Origin of the sequence: Bradyrhizobium elkanii USDA 76, from assembly GCF_023278185.1 — a bacterium.
Classification (GTDB): domain Bacteria; phylum Pseudomonadota; class Alphaproteobacteria; order Rhizobiales; family Xanthobacteraceae; genus Bradyrhizobium; species Bradyrhizobium elkanii.
This window is the reverse complement of record NZ_CP066356.1, coordinates 157,284-178,652: the sequence shown is the minus strand read 5'-3', so window position 1 is coordinate 178,652 and position 21,369 is coordinate 157,284. Positions and strand designations below refer to the sequence as shown.

Below are 21,369 nucleotides of genomic sequence, written 5' to 3'. Positions count from 1 at the left end.
CTCAGCAAACGACGACACGTTGAAGGATTTGTGCGGCAAACGCACAGCGAAACGAGATTAGGACTGCTGAATGGTTGATACCAAGACCCCTGGCGACAAGACTTTGAGTGTCCCGAGCAAGACGCTGTCGCTGAAGCCGCGCGTCGAGACGGGCACCGTGCGCCAGAGCTTCAGCCACGGCCGGACCAAGCAGGTCGTGGTCGAGAAGCGCGGCAAGCGCCGCGTCGGTGGCGATGGTCCCGGCGAGGCGCATGCGCCGGAACCCGTGGTTGCAAAGCCGGCGGCGCCCGCCGCCAGGCCGCCGCTCGGCCGCCCCTCGGGCCCGCCTTCCGGCCAGCAACAGCGTAACACCCGCTCGGGCGTGGTGCTGCCGACCCTGACCGAGGACGAGCGTTCCGCGCGTGCCAGCGCGCTGGCCGACGCCCGTCAGCGCGACATCGAAGAGCGCCGCCAGGCCGAAGAGGAAGCCAAGCGCCGCGCCGTCCGCGAGGCTGCCGAGAAGGCAGAGCGCGAGGCCGCCGAGGCCCGCCGCAAGGCGGAAGAGGAACGCCATCGCCACGAGGAAGAGGCCAAGCGCAAGGCCGAGGTCGAGGCCAAGCGCCGCTTTGGCGAAGGCGAGGCCAAGCCCGGTGCGACGCCTGCCGCTGCTCCCGCCAAGCCTGCCGGAGCCGCACCCGCGTCTGCCCCGGCCGCCCGTGCGCCCAGCGCAGCCCGCCCGACAACGACCACGACGCCTGCTGCGCGCACGCCTGCGGCCCCGGGGCGGCCGCCGGCCGTTGCCGCCGAGGCGGACGAGGACGAAGGTCCGCGCCTGGTGCGCCGCCCCGGCGGCGCCGTGCGTCCTGTCGCGGCCCCGAAGACCACTCACAAGCCCGGCCCGCAGAAGCAGCGCGGACGCCTCACCGTCGTCACCGCGCTCAACGCCGACGACGTGCGCGAGCGCTCGATCGCCTCGTTCCGCCGCCGTACCCAGCGCCTGAAGGGTCACGCCGCAAACGAGCAGAAGGAAAAGCTGATCCGCGAAGTCGTCATTCCGGAAGTGATCGCGATCCAGGAACTCGCGAACCGGATGTCGGAGCGCGCGGTCGATGTCATCCGCATGCTGATGAAGCAGGGCGCGATGCACAAGATCACCGACGTGATCGATGCCGACACCGCACAGCTGATCGCCGAGGAACTCGGCCACACCGTCAAGCGCGTCGCCGCGTCCGACGTGGAAGAAGGCCTGTTCGACGTCGTCGACGATTCCACCGACACCGAGCCGCGCTCGCCCGTGGTCACCGTCATGGGCCATGTCGACCACGGCAAGACCTCGCTGCTCGACGCGCTGCGCCACGCCAATGTGGTGTCGGGCGAAGCCGGCGGCATCACCCAGCATATCGGCGCCTATCAGGTGCTCTCGCCCGAGAGCGGCACCAAGATCACCTTCATCGATACGCCCGGCCACGCCGCGTTCACCGCGATGCGCGCCCGCGGCGCCAAGGTCACCGACATCGTCGTGCTGGTGGTCGCGGCCGATGACGGCGTGATGCCGCAGACGATCGAGGCGATCAACCACGCCAAGGCGGCCAAGGTGCCGATGATCGTGGCGATCAACAAGATCGACAAGCCGGATGCGCGGCCCGAGCGCGTGCGCACCGAATTGCTCCAACACGAGGTGCAGGTCGAATCGCTCGGCGGCGACGTCGTCGACGTCGAGGTCTCGGCCAAGAACAAGACCAATCTCGACCGGCTGCTCGAGATGATCGCGCTGCAGGCCGAAATCCTCGACCTGAAGACCAATTCGCAGCGCCCGGCGGAAGGCACCGTGATCGAAGCCAAGCTCGATCGCGGCCGCGGTCCGGTCGCGACCGTGCTGGTGCAGCGCGGCACGCTGCGCATCGGCGACATTATCGTCGCCGGCGCCGAGATGGGCCGCGTCCGCGCGCTGATCTCCGACCAGGGCGAGAATCTCGAAGAGGCCGGTCCGTCCGTGCCGGTCGAGGTGCTCGGCTTCAACGGTCCGCCGGAAGCCGGCGACCGTCTCGCCGTTGTCGAGAACGAAGCCCGCGCCCGCCAGGTCACGAGCTACCGCGCGCACCAGAAGCGCGAGAACGCTGCTGCCTCGATTTCCGGCATGCGCGGCTCGCTCGAGCAGATGATGTCGCAGCTCAAGACCGCGGGCCGCAAGGAGTTCCCGCTGATCGTTAAGGCCGACGTGCAGGGCTCACTGGAAGCGATCCTGGGCTCGCTGGAGAAGCTCGGCACCGACGAGGTCGCCGCCCGCATCCTGCATGCCGGCGTCGGCGGCATCTCGGAATCCGACGTCACGCTGGCGGAAGGCTTCAACGCCGCGATCATCGGCTTCTCGGTCCGCGCCAACAAGGAAGCGGCGGCCGCGGCCAAGCGCAACGGCATCGAGATCCGCTACTACAACATCATCTACGACCTCGTGGATGACATCAAAAAGGCGATGTCCGGCCTGCTCGCGCCCACGCTACGCGAAACCATGCTGGGCAACGCGCAGATCCTGGAAGTGTTCAACATTTCCAAGGTCGGCAAGGTCGCGGGTTGCCGCGTCACCGACGGCACCGTGGAACGCGGCGCCAATGTTCGCCTGATCCGCGACAACGTGGTGGTGCACGAAGGCAAGCTGTCGACGCTGAAGCGCTTCAAGGATGAAGTGAAGGAAGTGGTCTCCGGCCAGGAGTGTGGCATGGCGTTCGAGAACTACGGCGACATGCGTGTCGGCGACGTGATCGAGTGTTACCGCATCGAGACGATCCAGCGCTCTCTGTAAGTCCAAATCTTACGAAGAGCCCGGGTCCATTTAACTGAAAATGCGACGGCGTGGCCGGACTTTGGTCCGGCCGCCAGCGCATTGTCTGATTGAAAGCAAAGCTAGGACATTGATGCCCGCGGCCACGGCCAGCGGGCGTGACGGTTTTGGAAGAAGGTCATGCCCCGTCAAAAGAAGAGTTCCAGCCCCGGCGGCTCACAACGTCAGCTGCGCGTCGGTGAAACGGTTCGCCATGCGGTTGCCGATATTCTGTCGCAGGGTGACGTCCACGATCCCGATCTGGAAGGCCACATCATCACCGTTCCCGAGGTGCGTATGTCGCCGGACCTGAAGCTCGCGACGATCTATGTGATGCCGCTCGGCGGCCGCGACACCGACACGGTGATATCCGCGCTCGAGCGCAACAAGAAATTCCTTCGCGGCGAGATCGCGCACCGCGTCAACCTGAAATTTGCACCCGACATTCGCTTCCGCGTCGACGAGCGGTTCGACGAGGCGGAGCGCATCGAGAAACTACTGCGGACACCTGCGGTGCAGCGAGACCTTGCACCCGATTCGGACGACGAGTGATGACTGTGATGACGACCAACAGCGTTATCGACGCGAAGGATTCCGACGCGCGCGACGCTGAGCGGGATGCTTTTGCCGGCCAGCGCAGCGACGATGCGCGCCGCACCAACAACGACCCGCGCCAGAAGCAGGGCAGGCAGAACCAGCAGCCGCGCCGCGACAAGCGCGACGTCCACGGCTGGGTGGTGCTCGACAAGCCGATCGGCATGACCTCGACGCAGGCGGTCGCAGTGCTCAAGCGCCTGTTCCAGGCCAAGCGCGCCGGCCACGCCGGCACCCTCGATCCGCTCGCCTCCGGCGGCTTGCCGATCGCGCTGGGCGAGGCCACCAAGACCGTGCCGTTCGTGATGGACGGCCGCAAGCGCTACCGCTTCACGGTGTGCTGGGGCGAGGAGCGCGACACCGACGACACCGAGGGGCGACCGGTCCGGACCAGCGAGAGCCGGCCGACCGCCGATTCGATCCGGGAACTGTTGCCGCGCTTCACCGGAGTGATCGAGCAGATCCCGCCGCAATATTCGGCGATCAAGGTGCAGGGCGAGCGCGCCTATGATCTGGCGCGCGACGGCGAGACCGTGGAACTGAAGCCCCGCCCGGTCGAGATCCACGAATTAACCCTTGCGGAACATGGCGATAACGGCCAGTCCGTGTTCGAGGCCGAGTGCGGCAAGGGAACCTATGTCCGGGCGCTGGCCCGCGATATGGGCCGGATTCTGGGCTGTTTCGGCCATATCTGCGCCCTGCGGCGGACCCTTGTCGGTCCGTTTACCGAACGGGACATGATTCCGCTGGAACAGTTGGAGGCTTTATGCAATAGAGCCGCGTCTGGCGAGGGCAGCCTCGCCGACGCGCTTTTGCCCGTTGAGACCGCGCTGGACGACATCCCGGCACTGGCCGTCACACGGGCTGATGCGGCAAGGCTCCACAGGGGCCAGGCCGTTTTGTTGCGCGGACGGGATGCGCCCAATACCAGCGGCACAGTCTATGTCACGGTGGCAGGCCGGCTTCTCGCGCTTGCCGAAATTGGCAATGGCGAACTCATCCCCAAGCGCGTGTTCAACCTGAACGGACTGACTGCCGGTCCGGCTCGCAACCATGAAAGTAACTGACGATGTCGATTACCGCAGAGCGCAAAGCGGAAGTCATCAAGACGAATGCCAACAAAGCCGGCGACACCGGCTCGCCCGAGGTTCAGGTCGCGATCCTGTCGGAACGCATCAATAACCTCACCGAGCACTTCAAGAGCCATGTGAAGGACAACCATTCCCGCCGCGGCCTCCTGAAGCTCGTGTCGACGCGTCGCTCCCTGCTTGACTACATCAAGCGCAAGGACGAGGCGCGCTACAAGGCGCTGCTCGAAAAGCACAACATCCGTCGTTGATTTGAGAAGCACGCGCGCGAGGGTTCGCGCGCGTTTTCGCATGGTCGTCCGCGAACTCGGACTTTCGAATTGTCGAAAGATGATCATGCGCAGCATGGCAATGGTGCCATGCCAACTAGCGTCCAGCAGCAATCCGGCCGCTGGACCGGGCAAGATGCCCAGATGACCGAAAGGATGGACGCCATCCGAAATCCAGGGACCATGGCAGGATCGCCGGATACTGATCGCAACCGCGCGTCAGTGTCTCGCCGTCTTGGCATGGTCTTTGTGTTTCAGGGCGCCATGCTTTCGTGAAACCATGAAAGAAGACCGAAATGTTCAATACGCATTCCGTCGAGATCGACTGGGGTGGACGTCCCCTCAAACTTGAAACCGGCAAGATCGCCCGCCAAGCCGACGGCGCCGTGCTGGCCACCTACGGCGAGACCGTGGTGCTTGCCACCGTCGTCGCGGCGAAGGCACCGCGCGAAGGCGTCGACTTCCTGCCGCTCACGGTCGACTACCAGGAGAAGACCTACGCTGCGGGCCGCATTCCCGGCGGCTATTTCAAGCGCGAAGGCCGTCCGACCGAGAAGGAGACGCTGGTCTCCCGCCTGATCGACCGCCCGATCCGTCCGCTGTTCGTCGACGGCTGGCGCAACGAGACCCAGGTGATCGTCACCGTCCTGTCGCACGACATGGAGAACGATCCGGACATCGTCTCGCTGGTCGCCGCCTCCGCCGCCCTGACCCTGTCGGGCGCGCCGTTCAAGGGCCCGATCGGCGCTGCGCGCGTCGGCTTTGCCAATGACGAATACGTGCTCAACCCGACGCTCGACGAGATGACCGAGACCCAGCTCGATCTCGTCGTCGCCGGCACCGCCGACGCCGTGCTGATGGTGGAATCGGAAGCCAAGGAGCTCAACGAAGACGTGATGCTCGGCGCGGTCATGTTCGGCCACCGCCACTTCCAGCCCGTCATCAACGCGATCATCGAGCTCGCCGAGAAGGCCGCCAAGGAGCCGCGCGAAGTCACCACGATCGACAATTCGGAGATCGAGAAGGAGATGCTCGGCATCGCCGAGCAGGAGCTCCGCAATGCCTACGCGATCCCGGTCAAGCAGGAACGCTATGCCGCCGTCGGCGCCGTCAAGGAGAAGGTGCTCGCGCACTTCTTCCCGGAAGGCCAGGAGCCGAAATACGACAAGCTCCGCGTCGCCGGCGTGTTCAAGGAACTGGAAGCCAAGATCGTTCGCTGGAACATCCTCGACACCGGCAAGCGCATCGACGGCCGCGACGCCAAGACCGTGCGCAACATCATCGCCGAAGCCGGCGTGCTGCCGCGCGCCCACGGCTCGGCGCTGTTCACCCGCGGTGAAACCCAGGCGATGGTCGTGACCACGCTCGGCACCGGCGAGGACGAGCAGTACATCGATGCACTGTCGGGGACCTACAAGGAAACGTTCCTGCTGCACTACAACTTCCCGCCCTACTCGGTCGGCGAGACCGGTCGCCTCGGCGGCACCAAGCGCCGCGAGATCGGCCATGGCAAGCTCGCCTGGCGCGCGATCCACCCGGTGCTGCCGCCGCACCACGAGTTCCCGTACACGATCCGCGTGGTCTCCGAGATCACCGAGTCGAACGGCTCGTCCTCGATGGCCTCGGTGTGCGGCGCCTCGCTGTCGCTGATGGACGCCGGCGTGCCGCTGAAGCGGCCGACCGCCGGTATCGCCATGGGCCTGATCCTCGAAGGTCAGCGCTTTGCGGTGCTGTCGGACATCCTCGGTGACGAGGATCATCTCGGCGACATGGACTTCAAGGTCGCCGGCACCGACCAGGGCATCACCTCGCTCCAGATGGACATCAAGATCGAGGGCATCACCGAGGAGATCATGAAGGTTGCGCTTGGCCAGGCCAAGGAAGGGCGCATCCACATCCTCGGCGAGATGGCCAAGGCGCTGACCGCGGCGCGCGCCGAGCTCGGCGAATACGCACCGCGCATCGAGACCTTCAAGATCGCCACCGACAAGATCCGCGAAGTGATCGGCACCGGCGGCAAGGTGATCCGCGAGATCGTCGAGAAGACCGGCGCCAAGGTCAACATCGAGGACGACGGCACCGTGAAGGTCGCCTCCAACGATGGCGAGGCGATGAAGGCTGCGATCAAGTGGATCAAGTCGATCGCCTCCGATCCGGAGGTCGGTCAGATCTACGAGGGCACCGTCGTCAAGGTGATGGAGTTCGGCGCGTTCGTGAACTTCTTCGGCGCCAAGGACGGCCTCGTCCACATCAGCCAGCTCGCGGCCAACCGCGTGCAGAAGACCTCCGACGTCGTCAAGGAAGGCGACAAGGTCAAGGTCAAGCTGCTCGGCTTCGACGATCGCGGCAAGACCCGCCTGTCGATGAAGGCCGTCGACCAGACCACCGGCGAGGACCTCGAGGCCAAGCAGAAGACCGAGGCGCCGGCTGCAGCGCCGCGCGAAGCTGCCGGCGAGTAAGCCCAGGCCAATCGAGTTGCAAATCGACTGTTACGAAAGGGCGGCCCTGTGGCCGCCCTTTTTGGTTTGTCGAGATGGGTGCAAATCAATCTCCGCTGATCGGCATGCGCGGTTTTGACCCGGCATTGTGACCGGATTCGCTGGAACCCGTTCACAACTCGGGCCTAACATCAGGAAGCTTTCCCAGCACGGAGAACCACGATGTCCTCGATGTCCCGACGCCATTTGATCATCGCAGCAGGCGGCATCGCCGCGGCCGCCGCCACATCGCGCGCAGCGTTCGCGCAGGCCACGGCGCAGGCTCCAGCCGGACCGTTCAAGATCGATCCGCTGGCCTATCCCACCAATGCGCTGGAGCCGCATATCGACGCCAAGACGATGGAAATCCATCACGACCGGCATCATCAGGCCTATGTCACCAACCTCAACAATTTCGCCAAGGACAATCCGCAGATCGCCGAGAAGCCGGTCGTCGAGGTGCTCGCCAATCTCGGCAGCGTGCCGGAGGCGATCCGCACCGGCGTGCGCAACAACATGGGCGGCCACGCCAACCACACCATGTTCTGGCAGATCATGGGACCGAACGGCGGCAAGGCGGACGGCGACGTGCTCGCCGCGATCGATAGCGACCTCGGCGGCATGGAAAAATTCCAGACCGATTTCAACGCCGCCGGCGGGCGCGTGTTCGGCTCCGGCTGGGTGTTCGTCACCGTCACCAAGGATGGCAAGCTCGCGATCGAGACGCGGCCGAACCAGGACAATCCAATCATGGACGGCAAGCGCGCGCTGCTCGGCAACGACGTCTGGGAGCACGCTTATTACCTGACCTACCAGAACCGCCGGCCCGATTATCTGAAGGCGTGGTGGAATACGGTGAACTGGAAGGCCGTGGCCGAGCGTTATGCGGCAGCGAAGGCCGGCACGCTCGGCGTGTGAGCCGCCGGTCTCGCCGGTCGCGAACAACTGCGCTAGAGTTGGAAGCTCCGCGAGGCGAGCGCGGGCTTTCACCTTTATACGCCCACAGCGTCACGCCGCCGGCGTCGAACGCGATAGGGAACAATGACGCTGCCGACCATCCGCCCCGCACGCTCCGACGAACATGACGCAATCGCGCGCGCTTGGATGGCGAGCTGGGTTTCGACCGGGCTCTCGCAAGCCAGCGACAGTTTGTTGAACGATTTGCGCGCCCGCCTGCCGCGCGAGATCGCGGGTGGCTGGACCCTGTTCGTGGCCGACGATCGCGGCAGCATCGCCGCCATGCTGGCGCTGCACCTGCCGAGCTTGCTGCTCGATCAGCTGCCGCGCGGCGAACAGGATGGAAGTGGAGCGTCGACCATGATGAGAGGGCTACGCCGGGCTCGTGACGCAGGGAGGGCGTAGCCCGACCGGAGTTACGAGCCCGGCGTCGGCGCGATCCACAGCGGACCGCGCCGACTGGTGATCGCGGCCGGCTGGTTATGCAAGTGGTTCTTCCGCCAAGAGGAATCACTCGCGTGCCAGGCCGACACATTACCGATCACCAAATGAGGCTCTACATGAAGTACCGTCAGACCGATAGCCCGCCCGTGGCCGCCGCCAAGGCGTCGTTCAGCACCTCGACCGCTTACCGGATCGAGCAGGATCGACGCCTTCCGTCGCAGAAGAAGGCTCCTCGCGGCCGTCGCCGGCCAGATCCCTTGGCCCGCGTATTTGAGACAGAGATCGTGCCGATGCTGAAGGCCGCCCCCGGTGTGCGGCCGGTCACGATCTTCGAGGAGTTGCTCCGACGCCATCCTGAGCTCGGCGCCGGCATCCGTCGCACGCTGGAGCGCCGGATCCGGGCCTGGCGGGCGATCCACGGCGAGGAGCAGGAGGTCATCTTCCGGCAGACCCACGAACCCGGTCAGCGCGGCCTGTCCGACTTCACCGACATGGGCGAATTGGGTGTCACGATCGCGGGCGTGCCGCTCGACCATCGTCTCTATCACTTCCGGCTGGCCTATTCCGGGTTTGAGCACGCCCATGTCGTGCTCGGCGGTGAGAGCTTCATCGCTCTGGCCGAAGGCCTGCAGAATGCCTTGTGGTCACTCGGTGGAGCGCCACGGGAGCATCGCACCGACAGCCTGTCGGCCGCCTTTTGCAATCTCGACCGCGACGCCAAAGACGATCTGACGCGGCGATACGAAGACCTCTGTGCCCATTACGGCATGCGCCCCTCCCGCAACAATCGTGGCATCGCCCACGAGAACGGGGCGATCGAGAGTTCGCATGGCCATCTCAAGCGGGCGGTCGGCGACGCGCTGTTGCTGCGTGGCACCGCCGACTTCGACGATCTCGCTGCCTATCGTGGCTTCATCGATGAGATCGTCAGCCGCCGCAATGCCCGCAACGCCAAGCGGATCGACAGCGAACGTACCGCACTTCAGGATCTGCCGGACCGCCGCACGTCGGACTATGAAGAGGTGATCGTCCACGTGACATCGTCCGGCGGCTTCACCTTGCGCAAGGTGTTCTACACGGTGCCGTCGCGCTTGATCGGCCATCGGCTGCGGGTGCGCCTGTATGACGATCACCTCGACGTGTTTGTCGGCGGCACGCATCTCCTCACCTTGCCGCGCGGGCGGCCGCATCCCAATGGCAAGCACGATCAGGTCGTCGATTATCGGCACGTGATCCATTCCTTGCGGCGCAAGCCGATGGCGCTCCTCAACCTGGTCTACCGCGACCAGCTGTTCCCCCGGGAAGCTTACCGCCGAGCCTTCGACGTCTTGCGCAAACGCTTACCGGACAAGAAGGCCTGCCGGATCATGGTCGATCTCCTCGCACTCGCCCATGAGCGCGGTTGCGAGGCCGAACTCGCCGATCAGCTCACGGCCGACCTGAACGACGGCCGGCTGCCCGACCTCAACCGGCTACGTACTCACTTCGCCCCGGATCCCGCCCAGATGCCGAACGTCGTGGTGCGCCTCGCACCGCTCGCCACCTATGAATGCCTCATCGGTACTGCCGAGATCGGAGGTGCCGCATGAGCACAACCAACGTAGTCGACACCGCGCGCCTCAATCTGTTGCTCAACGAGCTGCGGCTGCCCGCCATCAAGGTGCTGTGGCCGCAATTTGCCGAGCAGTCCGATAAGGAAGGCTGGCCGGCGGCGCGCTTCCTCGCCACCATTGCAGAGCACGAGATCGCTGAACGCAGCCGTCGCCGCATCGAGCGCCATCTCGTCGAGGCGCGGCTGCCCACCGGAAAGACCTTTGACAGCTTCGACTTCGAAGCCGTACCGATGATCTCCAAGGCGCAAATGACCGCGCTCGCCGCCGGCGACGGCTGGTTGAACAAGGGCGCCAATCTGCTGCTGTTTGGTCCGCCCGGTGGCGGCAAGAGTCACTTGGCAGCAGCAATCGGCTTGGCTCTCATCGAGAACGGATGGCGCGTCCTCTTCACCCGCACCACCGATCTCGTGCAGAAGCTCCAGGTGGCGCGCCGCGAACTCAACCTCGAGGGTGCCATCAACCGCCTCGATCGCTTCGATCTCGTTATCCTTGACGATCTTGCCTATGTCACCAAGGACCAGGCCGAGACCAGTGTGCTGTTCGAGCTCATCAGCGCACGCTACGAGCGACGCTCTTTGCTGATCACCGCCAATCAGCCCTTTGGAGAATGGAACAAGGTCTTTCCGGACCCAGCTATGACCCTCGCGGCGATCGATCGCCTTGTTCACCACGCCACCATCGTCGAGATGAACGTCGAGAGCTATCGCAGGCGGACTGCCCTCGAGCGAAAGCGTGGTCCAGGGCGGCCACCGGAGCACGCGACACAAAAAACGCTCGCTTGATTGACGCTCCGCGACAATCAAAGCAAACAAAACTCTTGCGCGCGACAATCATCGCGGCGATCATCATCGCGCCGCGACACTGACTCGCCATCCTGATCGCCGCGCTCTTCCGACCCAGATCGTCGCGCTATAATCAGCTGATGGTGGTCCCCGCCTATCAGGGCATGAGCCTCGGACGTCAGCTGCTTGGCTTCACGCGCCGGCAGATGCCCGACGAGATCTGGCTGAAATGCGTCCGCGAGAACGAGAAGGCCTGGCGGTGGTACGAGCGCGAAGGCTTTGTGTTCGAGAAGGAAGCGCCCAATCCGGTCACCCGCTTCATGATGAAGCACTATCGGTGGACAAGAACAAACCGCACATCGGAGACTAAGCCATGATCAAGCTATACTGGTCGCCGCGCTCGCGCTCGTTCTCCGCCATCTGGCTGCTGGAGGAATCCGGTCTGCCATACGAACGGGTGCTGACCGACATCAGCACCGGCGCGCAGAAATCGCCGGAGTTTCTCAAGATCAACCCGATGGGCAAGGTGCCGGCGTTGACCGACGGCGACGCGCAGCTCGCCGAGGCCGCCGCGATCTGCGCCTATATCGCCGACCGCTATCCCGAGACCAAACTCGCACCGGCAGCGACGGACCCGAAGCGGGCGCGCTATCTGCAGTGGCTGTTCTTCTCGCCGAGCTGCATCGAGCCGGCGCTAATCCAGCTCTTCACCAAGCTCGAAGTGCCGACCAGCACCGCAGCATGGGGCAGCGCCGCGCAGGTGTTCGACGTGCTCGACGCCGAGCTGCAGAAGGCGCCGTGGATCCTCGGCGATCAGTTCTCCGTCGCCGACATCGCGATCGGCGCGGGACTGAACTTTGCGGTGCGCGTCTTCAAGATGGTGCCGCCGCGGCCGTCGTTCGAGGCCTATATCGGCCGCTGCGTGGCGCGGCCCGCGTTCCAGCGCGCGGAGAAGATCGCGGCGGGGTGAAGTGCGCGACCCGTTGGCTCCATCCGGGCTACGAAGTAACCAATCTCGAAAGACCTAGCTCGGAACTCCAACCTCCCCTTGAAAAGGGGAGGTCGCTTTGCTCGCCAGAGCAAAGCGGGTGGGGATCAACTCTCTCCGCTTGCAGCATCGCCTGCGGCTGACCCCCATCCCGACCTTCCCCCTTTCAGGGGGAAGGAAGACCGGTCTGTAACCGCTCGCGCGGTTTTCCGAACGGCCTAACCCGGCACGATGCGGGGATCGACGTCCTGCGTGTAGTCGACGCCGTCGATGCCGAAACCGAACAGGCGGAGGAATTGGCTCTTGTACTCGCCGAGATCGGCCAGTTCGCCGAGCGTCTCGGTGGTAAGCAGCGGCCAGCGCCGCGACACTTCCGTCTGCACTTCGGGCGAAAGCTCCCAGTCGTCGACTCTGACGCGCTGCGCGTCATCGAGCGCGACGCCCTTACCGAGCTTCGTCCGGAACAGGCGGTCGATCTGCTCGATGCAGCCTTCATGGAGGCCGAGCTGCTTCATGACCTTGAACAGCACCGTGCCATAGAGCGGCACCACCGGTATCGCCGAGCTCGCCTGGGTGACCACGGCCTTCAGCGCGACGACGCGGGCGGCGTCCGCGCCGAGCCGGCCCCGGATCGCTTCCGCCTTGCTGTCGAGATCGACCTTGGCGCGGCCGAGCGTGCCGTTCCAATAGATCGGCCAGGTCAGTTCGCTGCCGATATAGGTGTAGTTGAGCGTCCGGAAGCCCGGCGCCAGCACGCCGGCATCCGCCAGCTGGTCGATCCAGCGCTTCCAGTCGTCGCCGCCCATCACCGCGACGGTGGCCGCTGTTTGCTCCTCGCTCGCCGGCTCGAGCGTCGTCTGGAACACCTCGCCGGTCTCGGTGTCGAGCGTCTTGATCTCGACCGGGGCGCCGAGCGGCTTGATCACCGAACGATAGGTCTTGCCGGTGTCGGGATCGGTCCGGACCGGAGCCGCCATGCTGTAGACCAGCAGGTCGAGCTGTCCGAATTTCTCGCGCACCCGCTCGATGAAGTTTTTCTTCATCTCGTCGGAGAAGGCATCACCCTCGAGCGTGAGCGGCGAGCGTCCGATCTTCTCGGCCTCGATCTCGAAGGCGCGGTTGTTGTACCAGCCGGCGCTGGCGCTTTTCTTTTCCGACGGCTCGCGCTCGAGCGACACGCCGATGGTGTCGGCGCCGCCGGCGAAGGTCGCGACGATGCGGCTCGCGAGGCCATACCCCGTCGAACAGCCGAGCACGGCAACGCGCTTCGGGCAGTCGGCGACCGGGCCCTGCTTCAGAACATAGGCGATCTGTTCGCGGACATTCGTGGCGCAGCCGACGGGATGTGCCGTCGTGCAGATGAAGCCTCGCACGCGCGGTTCAATAATCATTCCCACCCCATTCCGGATCGTTGCAATGTTCCCATTCGCTGCCTGCGGACCTCCCTCAGCAAGCGAGGAGGGGCGAAATCACGCGTCAAGCCGCCTGAACACCAGCGTGGCATTGGTGCCGCCGAAGCCGAACGAGTTCGACAGCACGGTGTTGAGCTTGGCGTTGTCAATGCGCTTGCGCACGATCGGCATGTCGGCAAACACCGGATCGAGTTCGGTGATATGCGCGCTCTCGCAGATGAAGCCGTTGTTCAGCATCAGCAGCGAATAGATCGCTTCCTGCACGCCGGTGGCGCCGAGCGAATGGCCGGTCAGCGCCTTGGTCGCCGAGATCGGCGGGCATTTGTCGCCGGTACCGAACACCTTGCGGATCGCCTCGATCTCCGGCGGGTCGCCGGCGGGCGTCGACGTGGCATGCGGATTAATGTAATCGACCGGCGTGTTCACCGTCGACATCGCCATGCGCATGCAGCGCTCGGCGCCCTCGCCCGACGGCGCCACCATGTCGTAGCCGTCGGAGGTCGCGCCGTAGCCGACGACCTCGGCATAGACCCTGGCGCCGCGCGCCTTGGCATGCTCGAGCTCTTCCAGCACCACGACACCAGCGCCGCCGGCGATCACGAAGCCGTCGCGGTTGAGGTCGTAGGGACGCGAGGCGGTGGCCGGCGTGTCGTTGTATTTCGAGGACATTGCGCCCATGGCGTCGAACAGCACCGACAGCGTCCAGTCGAGTTCCTCGCAGCCGCCGGCGAAGATGACATCCTGCTTGCCGATCTGGATCGTCTCATAGGCGTTGCCGATGCAGTGGTTCGACGTCGCGCAGGCCGACGAGATCGAATAGTTCACGCCCTTGATCTTGAACCAGGTCGCGAGCGTCGCCGACGCGGTCGAGGACATGCCCTTCGGCACCGCGAACGGACCGACGCGCTTCGGGCCCTTGGCGCGCGCGATGTCGGCGGCCTCCACCAGCGTGCGCGTCGACGGTCCACCGGATCCCATGATGATGCCGGTGCGGATGTTGGAGACTTCGCTCTCCTCGAGGCCTGAGTCGCGGATCGCCTGTTCCATCGCAACGTGATTCCAGGCCGCACCTTCGGCAAGGAACCGCATCGCGCGGCGATCGATCACCTCGGCAGGATTGAGTGTCGGCGCACCGTGCACCTGCGAGCGGAAGCCAAGTTCGGCAGCCTTCTCCGCGCGCGAAATGCCCGACTTCGCCTCGTAGAGGCTCGCAAGCACTTCCTGGGTGTTGTTACCGATGGACGAGACAATACCCATCCCCGTGATGACAACCCGCCTCATGTTCGCCTCGCCCTGCCTTTATGTTGCCGCATGATGATCCTGCTCAAGATGGCGCCGTGCCCTGCTTGAACAACCCGACCTTCAAGTCCTTGGCGCGATAGATAATCTCGTCGTCCATGGAAAGCCACCCGTCGGCAATTCCAAGCACGAGCTTTGACCGCATCACGCGCTTGATATCGATGTTGTACACAACCTTGCGCGCGTGCGGCAGCACCTGTCCGGAGAACTTCAGTTCGCCGAGGCCGAGCGCGCGGCCACGACCTTCGCCACCGATCCAACCAAGGTAAAAGCCGACCATTTGCCACATGGCATCGAGGCCGAGGCAGCCCGGCATCACCGGATCGTTCTTGAAATGACAGCCGAAGAACCAGAGATCCGGTTTCACCTCGAGCTCGGCGCGCACCAGTCCCTTGCCGAACTCGCCGCCATTCTCCGAAATCTCGCTGATGCGATCGAACATGAGCATCGGCGGCAGCGGCAACTGGGCGTTGCCGGGACCGAAAAGCTCGCCCCGCCCGCAAGCCAGCAAATCCTCGTATTCGTAACCGCCGCGCCGATCCAGCATCCTCTTTCCACCTCTGATGTCCCGATGAAGCGCTTTGCTTGGTCGGACCTTGATCTACCCACGGGAACCGGAATAACCCGTCCCGCATCTTGGCGCTACCTGGGTACGCTACGGCCTGTTATCTCTGCCGAAAGCGCATATGTGGTCCGCGCGCTCTCTAACATACGGCTAACTGGGCGGCAAAGCGGCATTCCGATGATAAATGACCGCTTCTCCTTAGGTTTCTACCGCAGCCTGGATTCGTTCTAGTTGCGAAAAACTTGCATCTGATAGGCATCCTTTTTATATTTATGAGGAATATTGCCTGAGTTGGGTGCATAGAGTGGATATGAACGAGGAAGTACCGGCTGTGAACGATGATGCCGTGCACCCGGCTGCCCGGGGCGCTGGGCACCACCCTGCCCTGACCGGCTGTCCGTGGCATGACGTCAACGAAATGTTGCAGTCTGCCGGTCTGCGGCCGACCCGCCAGCGCATGGCGCTGGGCTGGCTGCTGTTCGGCAAGGGCGCTCGCCACCTGACCGCTGAAATGCTGTACGAGGAAGCCACGCTGGCCAAGGTTCCGGTGTCGCTGGCGACCGTCTACAACACCCTGAACCAGCTGACCGATGCCGGCCTGCTGCGCCAGGTCAGCGTCGACGGCACGAAAACCTATTTCGATACCAACGTGTCGACGCACCACCACTTCTATCTCGAGCACAACCACGAGCTAGTCGACATTCCCGACCCGAACCTCGTGCTGTCGAAGATGCCCGACGTGCCCGAAGGGTACGAGATCTCCCGCGTCGACATGGTCGTGCGGCTGCGCAAGAAGCGCTGAACGGTCTTACCGTCGAAATGAGTTGTGATGGCCGGGCTCGTCCCGGCCATTTTCATGTGGGGACCAGGAAGCTCAGTCCACCTTCTCGTCGGCGTAGACGCCCCAGAGGCGCTGCTGCTCGATCCAGCCGTCGAACCCGCTGCCGGTGACCCGGCACCAGTTATTGGCGCATTTCTTCACCTGCGCGACGACGCCGGCCTGCAGGCGCGCCGCGACGGCGCTGGTGGCGTCGGGGCGATCGTACAGCGAGGCCAGATCGTCCTTGTTCTTCATCGTGACGACGGCGGTGCGGCGGCCGGACAGCAGGGAATGATAGACCCAGCCTTCGGCGCCCTCGGAATCGCGCACCCGGCGCCAGTTCTCGAACTCGGCGGTGATTTCGACCGGCAGCCCCGACCGCGTGTAGACCCAGGCGACGTCATTGTCCTTGGTCGGGCCGGCCCGGACGTTCACATGATCCGACTTCAGGCTGACATAGCGCGGGATCGGCAGGCCACTGGTGGTGGGGCTCAAATCCTTGGCGGAATGTCCGGGCATGACCGACGCACTCAGCATGCTTCCGACCAGCGCCACCAATGAACTGAAACGCCAGAACGCCACCATCAACTCGTCTCCTGCCGGGATGCCCAACCCGCATCCGGCGCACCGCAACCCAAACCACGCCCGAAGGCCCCTGCGCCGGCGTCCGTTCGCCCCGCACCGCAAGTCCGGGGGGTTCTTGTCTTGGCCCGGCCTTCTGCTAGAGAGGACGGAACGCCTGAGAGCCAGAACACCCGAATTTCCCGTCGTTTCGCCTTGGCGAAAAGCCGGGGCAAGTCTCGGGGAACCCTAGGAAACGCGAAGGAAACGCCGGGACAGCGCGGCTATCAGCAGTGTCGAACAACCGGGTTAATGAGGCCTGAACGGTTTGTTTTTTGGCAAGCCGCGCGCCCCATGAAAGCAGGACATGTCGGTGAAGAAAAAGCCTCTCGTCGTCGTCACCCGCAAGCTGCCGGACTCGATCGAGACCCGGATGCGCGAGCTGTTCGACGCCAGATTGAATCTCGACGACACGCCGATGACGCCGGAGCAGATCGCCGAGGCGGCGAGGACCGCCGACGTGCTGGTGCCGACCGTGACCGACATGATCCGCGAGGACGTGATCAATCAGCCCGACTGCAAGCTGAAGATGATCGCCAATTTCGGTAATGGCGTCGACAATATCGACGTGGCGGCGGCGCATGCCCGCGGCATCACCGTGACCAACACGCCGAAGGTGCTGACCGAGGACACTGCCGACATGACCATGGCGCTGATCCTCGCGGTGCCGCGGCGCCTGATCGAGGGCGCCTCGATCCTGACCGAAGGCAAGCAGCACTGGGCGGGCTGGTCGCCGACCTGGATGCTCGGCCATCGCATCGGCGGCAAGCGGCTCGGCATCGTCGGCATGGGCCGCATCGGCCAGGCCGTGGCGCGCCGTGCCCGCGCCTTCGGCCTGCAGATCCACTATCACAACCGCCGCCCGGTGGCGCCCATGATCGCCGAAGAGCTCGGGGCGACCTATTGGGAAAGCCTCGACCAGATGCTGGCGCGGATGGACATCATCTCGGTGAACTGCCCGCACACGCCTGCGACCTATCATCTGCTTTCGGCGCGGCGGCTCAAGCTGATCCGCAAAGAGGCCTATGTCGTCAACACCGCGCGCGGCGAGGTGATCGACGAGGACATGCTGATCAAGCTGATCGAGGCCGGCGATATCGGCGGCGCAGCCCTCGACGTCTATGAGCACGAGCCCGCGGTGAACCCGAAGCTGGTGCGGCTCGCCAGGGCCGGCAAGGTGACGCTGCTGCCGCATATGGGCTCGGCCACCATCGAGGGCCGCGTCGAGATGGGCGAGAAGGTGATCATCAACATCCGAACCTTCCTCGACGCCCACAAGCCGCCGGACCGCGTGCTGCCGAGCATGCTGTAGGTGCTCGTCGCCCGGATGGAGCGCAGCGAAATCCGGGGCCTGTATCCGCGGACGGACCGCCCCGGATTGCGCTTCGCTCCATCCGGGCTACGGGACGTGGGTAGTCATATGCGATAGCCCCGCCGTCGTAGGGGCGAGCTGCCAAAATATCGAAAACAACCCCATGCAAAGGAGCCGGTGCGGCCGGCGCTCGACCAGGCAACTTGGTACCTCGAGCTACGGGGCTCTGAGACCAACATTCGATGTCGTCCCGGCGAAGGCCGGGACCCATAACCACAAATCCTTATTTGTGCGCGATGACGGAACGACGAATCCCTTCGACAACAACCGCCGCGGCGTATGGGTCCCGGCCTTCGCCGGGACGACGATGTGGTGACGACCCGTCCTATTTCTTCCGCCGTGCCTGCTTGCGCCAGTCGGCGACGAACGACACGAACGCGGCCAGCGCGGGCGGCGGCTGGCGCCGGCTCGGATAATAGAGGAACGGTCCGTCGAACGGCGGGCACCAGTCGTCGAGCACGCTGACCAGCGCGCCGGATTTGACGCCGTAGCGGACATAGCCCTCGAACGTCGCCCAGTAGCCGACGCCGTCATGGACTGCACGCAGCGCGAGACCGAGATGGGTCGCGGTCAGCTTGGCCGGCGGCGAAATCTTCACCACGCGGCCGTTCTTCTCGAACTCCCAATCGAACATCACGCCGTTGCTGAAGCGGCTGCGGATGCAGGGGTGCGCCAGCAGATCCTTCGGATGCATCGGCCGGCCGTGCTTTGCGACATACGCGCTGGACGCCACGATCGCGTAACGTTGCGGCGCGCCGAGCGGGACCGCGACCATGTCCTGCGCCAGGTGCTCGCCGTAACGCACGCCGGCGTCAAAGCCCTGCGCGACGACGTCGACGAACGCACTCTCCGCGACGACGTCGAGGTCGACCCGCGGATATCTGGCGAGGAACGGCGCGATCATCGGCGCCAGCACGAGATCGACCGCGGGCGGCGGCGCGTTGATGCGCAACCGCCCCGACGGCTCGGCGCGCAGGCCGCGCACCTCGGTGATCGCATCGGCGACGTTGACCATGGCCGGCGCGACGCGGGCGAGCAGCAGTTCGCCGGCTTCCGTCAGCGCGACGCTGCGGGTGGTGCGGTTCATCAGGCGGACGCCGAGCCGCTCTTCCATGTCGCGCAGGCGCTGGCTGAGGCTGGAGACCGAGACGCGCTGCTCGAGCGCCGCACGCCGGAAATTGCGCGTGCGCGCCACCGCCACGAAGGCGTCGAGGTCGCGAAGGTCGAAATCCTGCATTGTTCGATATAGTGAACAAGCCATTCCCGATTGTCCAGCTTATCCCCGAAGCCGGATCGGCCCATATCAGCCGCGTCGTTTTGGCGGCGGATCATCCGCCGCAACATCCTGGGAACTCCACCATGGACGCACGCAAACTCGGTTCCACCGGCCCCACGGTTTCGCTGATCGGCCTCGGCTGCATGGGCATGTCGGACTTCTACGGCCCGACCGACCGCAGCGAGAGCATCGCCACCATCCATGCTGCGCTCGAGGCCGGCGTCACGCTGCTCGACACCGGCGACTTCTACGGCATGGGCCACAACGAGATGCTGATCGGCGAGGCCTTGAAGAGCCGCAGCCGCGACAATCTCGTGATCAGCGTCAAGTTCGGCGCGCTGCGCGATCGCAACTACGGCTTCCTCGGCTATGATTGCCGGCCCAATGCCGTGAAGAATTTCGTCGCCTATTCGTTGCAGCGGCTCGGCGTCGATCACATCGACATCTATCGCCCGGCGCGGCTCGATCCCAACGTGCCGATCGAGGACACGGTCGGCGCGATGGCCGACATGATCAAGGCGGGCTGGATCAGGCATATCGGCCTATCGGAGGTCGGTTCCGACACCATCCGCCGCGCCCACAAGGTGCATCCGATCGCCGACCTGCAGATCGAGTATTCGCTGATCTCGCGCGGCATCGAGACCGACATCCTGAAGACCTGCCGCGAGCTTGGGATCGGCATATCAGCCTATGGCGTGCTGGCGCGCGGGCTGATCAGCGGGCACTGGTCGAAGAACCAGGCAGGCGAAAAGGATTTCCGCCTGCTGAGCCCGCGCTTCCAGGCCGGCAACATCGACACCAACCTCGCGCTCGCCGATCGGCTGCGCGCCATCGCCGGCGAGATCGGCGCCTCCCCGGCGCAGGTCGCGATTGCCTGGGTCGCAGCGCAGGGTGAGGACATCGTGCCGCTGGTCGGGGCGCGGCGACGCGAGCGGCTCGCCGAAGCGCTCGGCGCGCTGGATGTGAAGCTGACCGCGGCGCATCTTGCTGCACTCGCCGAAGCATTTCCGCCCGGCGCCGCCGCCGGCGGACGCTATCCGGAGGAGCACCTCCGGCACATGGACAGCGAGAAGCCCGCGAGCTGAATCCTACCGGTGCCCGCTCAGATCGGTGATCCCTGGTGCATCACCGTTGAGCGGGTTCTGCGGATCACGCGTGTAGCGCAATGTTTCGAACCGCATCGCGCGCGCATCCACCATCAGGAGGCGACCAACCAGGCCCTCGCCGAAGCCGACGATCTCGCGGATCGCCTCCAGCGCCATCATCGATCCCAGCACGCCGGCGAGTGCGCCCATCACGCCGGCCTCGGCGCAGGCCGGCACCGTGCCCGGCGGCGGCGCCTCCGGAAACAGGCAGCGATAGGTCGGGTTGAACACGCCGTCCGCATTCTTCTCGTGCGCGCGGATCGTGGTCAGCGAACCGTCGAACTGGCCCAGCGCCGCCGTGATCAGCGGCCGCTTGGCGAGGAAGCAGGCATCGGCGACGAGATAGCGGGTCTCGAAATTGTCGGAGCCGTCGAGCACGAGATCGTAACGCGCGATCAGCGCCATCGCATTGTCGGCGGTGAGCCGCATCGGATGCGCCTCGAACGTGACATGCGGATTGAGCGCATGGATCTGCGCCGCCGCGCTGTCGACCTTGCGCTTGCCGATATCAGACGTCGCATGGATGATCTGGCGCTGCAAATTGGAGAGCGAGACGATATCGTCATCGATCACGCCGAGCCGGCCGACGCCGGCGGCAGCCAGATACATCAGAACCGGCGCGCCGAGGCCGCCGGCGCCGATCACCAGCACCGACGCCTGCTTCAGCGCATTCTGGCCGGGGCCGCCCACCTCGCGCAGCACGATGTGGCGGGCATAACGTTCAAGTTCGTCGGCACTCAGCATTGTCTCATCTATCCTACCCGTGACCCTCATGGTGAGGAGCGCGACGCGCGTCTCGAACCATGAGGCCCGGTCGGTGGCCTCATCCTTCGAGACGCGGCTCTCGCCG

18 protein-coding genes and 2 pseudogenes are annotated in these 21,369 nt (G+C 64.9%); 14 read left to right on the top strand and 6 right to left on the bottom strand.

The genetic code is table 11. From position 1 onward, the window contains the following. Positions 1 to 70: 70 nt before the first annotated feature. The 11 genes and pseudogenes from infB (at position 71) to JEY66_RS00800 (ending at position 11,991) form a co-directional block, all read left to right on the top strand. The gene (gene infB, locus JEY66_RS00850) at positions 71 to 2,779 is read left to right on the top strand and encodes a translation initiation factor IF-2 (RefSeq protein ID WP_018269259.1); all 2,709 of its coding nucleotides are present in this window, start codon (positions 71 to 73) and stop codon (positions 2,777 to 2,779) included. A 159-nt stretch (positions 2,780 to 2,938) separates the two neighbouring features. Further along, a complete protein-coding gene (gene rbfA, locus JEY66_RS00845; RefSeq protein ID WP_026192026.1) occupies positions 2,939 to 3,349 on the top strand; it encodes a 30S ribosome-binding factor RbfA in 411 nt (136 codons plus the stop codon). After that, positions 3,349 to 4,458: a tRNA pseudouridine(55) synthase TruB gene (truB, locus tag JEY66_RS00840; protein ID WP_016844726.1), complete on the top strand. Its 1,110-nt coding sequence runs from the start codon at positions 3,349 to 3,351 to the stop codon at positions 4,456 to 4,458. The genes rbfA and truB overlap by 1 nt, the downstream gene beginning before the upstream one ends. A 2-nt stretch (positions 4,459 to 4,460) precedes the next feature. After that, on the top strand, positions 4,461 to 4,730 hold the full coding sequence (gene rpsO, locus JEY66_RS00835) for a 30S ribosomal protein S15 (protein ID WP_016844725.1): 270 nt from the start codon (positions 4,461 to 4,463) through the stop codon (positions 4,728 to 4,730). A 314-nt stretch (positions 4,731 to 5,044) separates the two neighbouring features. Continuing rightward, positions 5,045 to 7,207 (top strand): polyribonucleotide nucleotidyltransferase, encoded by a 2,163-nt coding sequence (gene pnp, locus JEY66_RS00830; protein ID WP_018269260.1) that lies wholly within the window; start codon positions 5,045 to 5,047, stop codon positions 7,205 to 7,207. 201 nt (positions 7,208 to 7,408) lie between these two features. Continuing rightward, positions 7,409 to 8,143: a superoxide dismutase gene (locus JEY66_RS00825; RefSeq protein WP_016844721.1), complete on the top strand. Its 735-nt coding sequence runs from the start codon at positions 7,409 to 7,411 to the stop codon at positions 8,141 to 8,143. 123 nt (positions 8,144 to 8,266) lie between these two features. After that, positions 8,267 to 8,506 (top strand): annotated as a pseudogene (locus tag JEY66_RS00820) (GNAT family N-acetyltransferase); the annotation flags it as partial. A gap of 194 nt (positions 8,507 to 8,700) precedes the next feature. After that, on the top strand, positions 8,701 to 10,215 hold the full coding sequence (gene istA / locus JEY66_RS00815) for an IS21-like element ISBj11 family transposase (RefSeq protein WP_026191872.1): 1,515 nt from the start codon (positions 8,701 to 8,703) through the stop codon (positions 10,213 to 10,215). Beyond that, on the top strand, positions 10,212 to 11,021 hold the full coding sequence (gene istB / locus JEY66_RS00810) for an IS21-like element ISBj11 family helper ATPase IstB (RefSeq protein WP_016842034.1): 810 nt from the start codon (positions 10,212 to 10,214) through the stop codon (positions 11,019 to 11,021). The genes istA and istB overlap by 4 nt, the downstream gene beginning before the upstream one ends. 131 nt (positions 11,022 to 11,152) lie before the next feature. Beyond that, positions 11,153 to 11,398 (top strand): annotated as a pseudogene (locus tag JEY66_RS00805) (GNAT family N-acetyltransferase); the annotation flags it as partial. Further along, positions 11,395 to 11,991 (top strand): glutathione S-transferase family protein, encoded by a 597-nt coding sequence (locus tag JEY66_RS00800; protein ID WP_016844719.1) that lies wholly within the window; start codon positions 11,395 to 11,397, stop codon positions 11,989 to 11,991. The pseudogene JEY66_RS00805 and the gene JEY66_RS00800, both read left to right, overlap by 4 nt. 236 nt (positions 11,992 to 12,227) lie before the next feature. Here the strand turns inward: JEY66_RS00800 and fabV are convergent, their stop codons facing one another. The 3 genes from fabV to fabA all read right to left on the bottom strand — a co-directional run bounded on the left by fabV (position 12,228) and on the right by fabA (position 15,267). Continuing rightward, positions 12,228 to 13,400 (bottom strand): enoyl-ACP reductase FabV, encoded by a 1,173-nt coding sequence (gene fabV, locus JEY66_RS00795; RefSeq protein WP_016844718.1) that lies wholly within the window; start codon positions 13,398 to 13,400, stop codon positions 12,228 to 12,230. A 78-nt stretch (positions 13,401 to 13,478) separates the two neighbouring features. After that, positions 13,479 to 14,702 carry a beta-ketoacyl-ACP synthase I gene (fabB, locus tag JEY66_RS00790; protein WP_026192028.1) on the bottom strand — a complete coding sequence of 408 codons (1,224 nt, stop codon included), beginning with the start codon at positions 14,700 to 14,702 and terminating at the stop codon, positions 13,479 to 13,481. A gap of 43 nt (positions 14,703 to 14,745) precedes the next feature. Beyond that, a complete protein-coding gene (fabA, locus tag JEY66_RS00785; RefSeq protein WP_016844716.1) occupies positions 14,746 to 15,267 on the bottom strand; it encodes a 3-hydroxyacyl-[acyl-carrier-protein] dehydratase FabA in 522 nt (173 codons plus the stop codon). A gap of 328 nt (positions 15,268 to 15,595) precedes the next feature. On the opposite strand from fabA, the gene irrA reads away from it, so the two are divergent. Next, complete coding sequence (irrA, locus tag JEY66_RS00780; protein WP_026192029.1) at positions 15,596 to 16,087, top strand: iron response transcriptional regulator IrrA; 492 nt, start codon at positions 15,596 to 15,598, stop codon at positions 16,085 to 16,087. Between the two features lie 72 nt (positions 16,088 to 16,159). Here the strand turns inward: irrA and JEY66_RS00775 are convergent, their stop codons facing one another. Further along, complete coding sequence (locus JEY66_RS00775; protein WP_026192030.1) at positions 16,160 to 16,687, bottom strand: SH3 domain-containing protein; 528 nt, start codon at positions 16,685 to 16,687, stop codon at positions 16,160 to 16,162. Positions 16,688 to 17,033: 346 nt separating this feature from the next. Between JEY66_RS00775 and JEY66_RS00770 the strand changes: the two genes are divergently transcribed. After that, the gene (locus JEY66_RS00770) at positions 17,034 to 18,038 is read left to right on the top strand and encodes a 2-hydroxyacid dehydrogenase (RefSeq protein ID WP_018269266.1); all 1,005 of its coding nucleotides are present in this window, start codon (positions 17,034 to 17,036) and stop codon (positions 18,036 to 18,038) included. A 385-nt stretch (positions 18,039 to 18,423) separates the two neighbouring features. On the opposite strand, the gene JEY66_RS00765 is transcribed toward JEY66_RS00770, so the two are convergent. Continuing rightward, entirely contained in the window at positions 18,424 to 19,335 is a 912-nt protein-coding gene (locus tag JEY66_RS00765) for a LysR family transcriptional regulator (protein WP_018269267.1), read from the bottom strand. A gap of 122 nt (positions 19,336 to 19,457) precedes the next feature. Between JEY66_RS00765 and JEY66_RS00760 the strand changes: the two genes are divergently transcribed. Further along, a complete protein-coding gene (locus tag JEY66_RS00760; protein WP_016844711.1) occupies positions 19,458 to 20,459 on the top strand; it encodes an aldo/keto reductase in 1,002 nt (333 codons plus the stop codon). A 3-nt stretch (positions 20,460 to 20,462) separates the two neighbouring features. On the opposite strand, the gene JEY66_RS00755 is transcribed toward JEY66_RS00760, so the two are convergent. Next, positions 20,463 to 21,263, bottom strand: coding sequence for a HesA/MoeB/ThiF family protein (locus tag JEY66_RS00755; protein WP_016844710.1), 801 nt, complete (start codon positions 21,261 to 21,263; stop codon positions 20,463 to 20,465). Positions 21,264 to 21,369 lie beyond the last annotated feature (106 nt).

Bases quoted from the DNA above. Each gene is read 5' to 3' on its own strand.
- infB (WP_018269259.1), top strand. From the start codon at position 71: ATGGTTGATACCAAGACCCCTGGCGACAAGACTTTGAGTGTCCCGAGC.
- rbfA (WP_026192026.1), top strand. From the start codon at position 2,939: ATGCCCCGTCAAAAGAAGAGTTCCAGCCCCGGCGGCTCACAACGTCAG.
- truB (WP_016844726.1), top strand. From the start codon at position 3,349: ATGACTGTGATGACGACCAACAGCGTTATCGACGCGAAGGATTCCGAC.
- rpsO (WP_016844725.1), top strand. From the start codon at position 4,461: ATGTCGATTACCGCAGAGCGCAAAGCGGAAGTCATCAAGACGAATGCC.
- pnp (WP_018269260.1), top strand. From the start codon at position 5,045: ATGTTCAATACGCATTCCGTCGAGATCGACTGGGGTGGACGTCCCCTC.
- JEY66_RS00825 (WP_016844721.1), top strand. From the start codon at position 7,409: ATGTCCTCGATGTCCCGACGCCATTTGATCATCGCAGCAGGCGGCATC.
- istB (WP_016842034.1), top strand. From the start codon at position 10,212: ATGAGCACAACCAACGTAGTCGACACCGCGCGCCTCAATCTGTTGCTC.
- JEY66_RS00800 (WP_016844719.1), top strand. From the start codon at position 11,395: ATGATCAAGCTATACTGGTCGCCGCGCTCGCGCTCGTTCTCCGCCATC.
- fabV (WP_016844718.1), bottom strand. From the start codon at position 13,400: ATGATTATTGAACCGCGCGTGCGAGGCTTCATCTGCACGACGGCACAT.
- fabB (WP_026192028.1), bottom strand. From the start codon at position 14,702: ATGAGGCGGGTTGTCATCACGGGGATGGGTATTGTCTCGTCCATCGGT.
- fabA (WP_016844716.1), bottom strand. From the start codon at position 15,267: ATGCTGGATCGGCGCGGCGGTTACGAATACGAGGATTTGCTGGCTTGC.
- irrA (WP_026192029.1), top strand. From the start codon at position 15,596: ATGAACGAGGAAGTACCGGCTGTGAACGATGATGCCGTGCACCCGGCT.
- JEY66_RS00770 (WP_018269266.1), top strand. From the start codon at position 17,034: ATGTCGGTGAAGAAAAAGCCTCTCGTCGTCGTCACCCGCAAGCTGCCG.
- JEY66_RS00765 (WP_018269267.1), bottom strand. From the start codon at position 19,335: ATGCAGGATTTCGACCTTCGCGACCTCGACGCCTTCGTGGCGGTGGCG.
- JEY66_RS00760 (WP_016844711.1), top strand. From the start codon at position 19,458: ATGGACGCACGCAAACTCGGTTCCACCGGCCCCACGGTTTCGCTGATC.
- JEY66_RS00755 (WP_016844710.1), bottom strand. From the start codon at position 21,263: ATGCTGAGTGCCGACGAACTTGAACGTTATGCCCGCCACATCGTGCTG.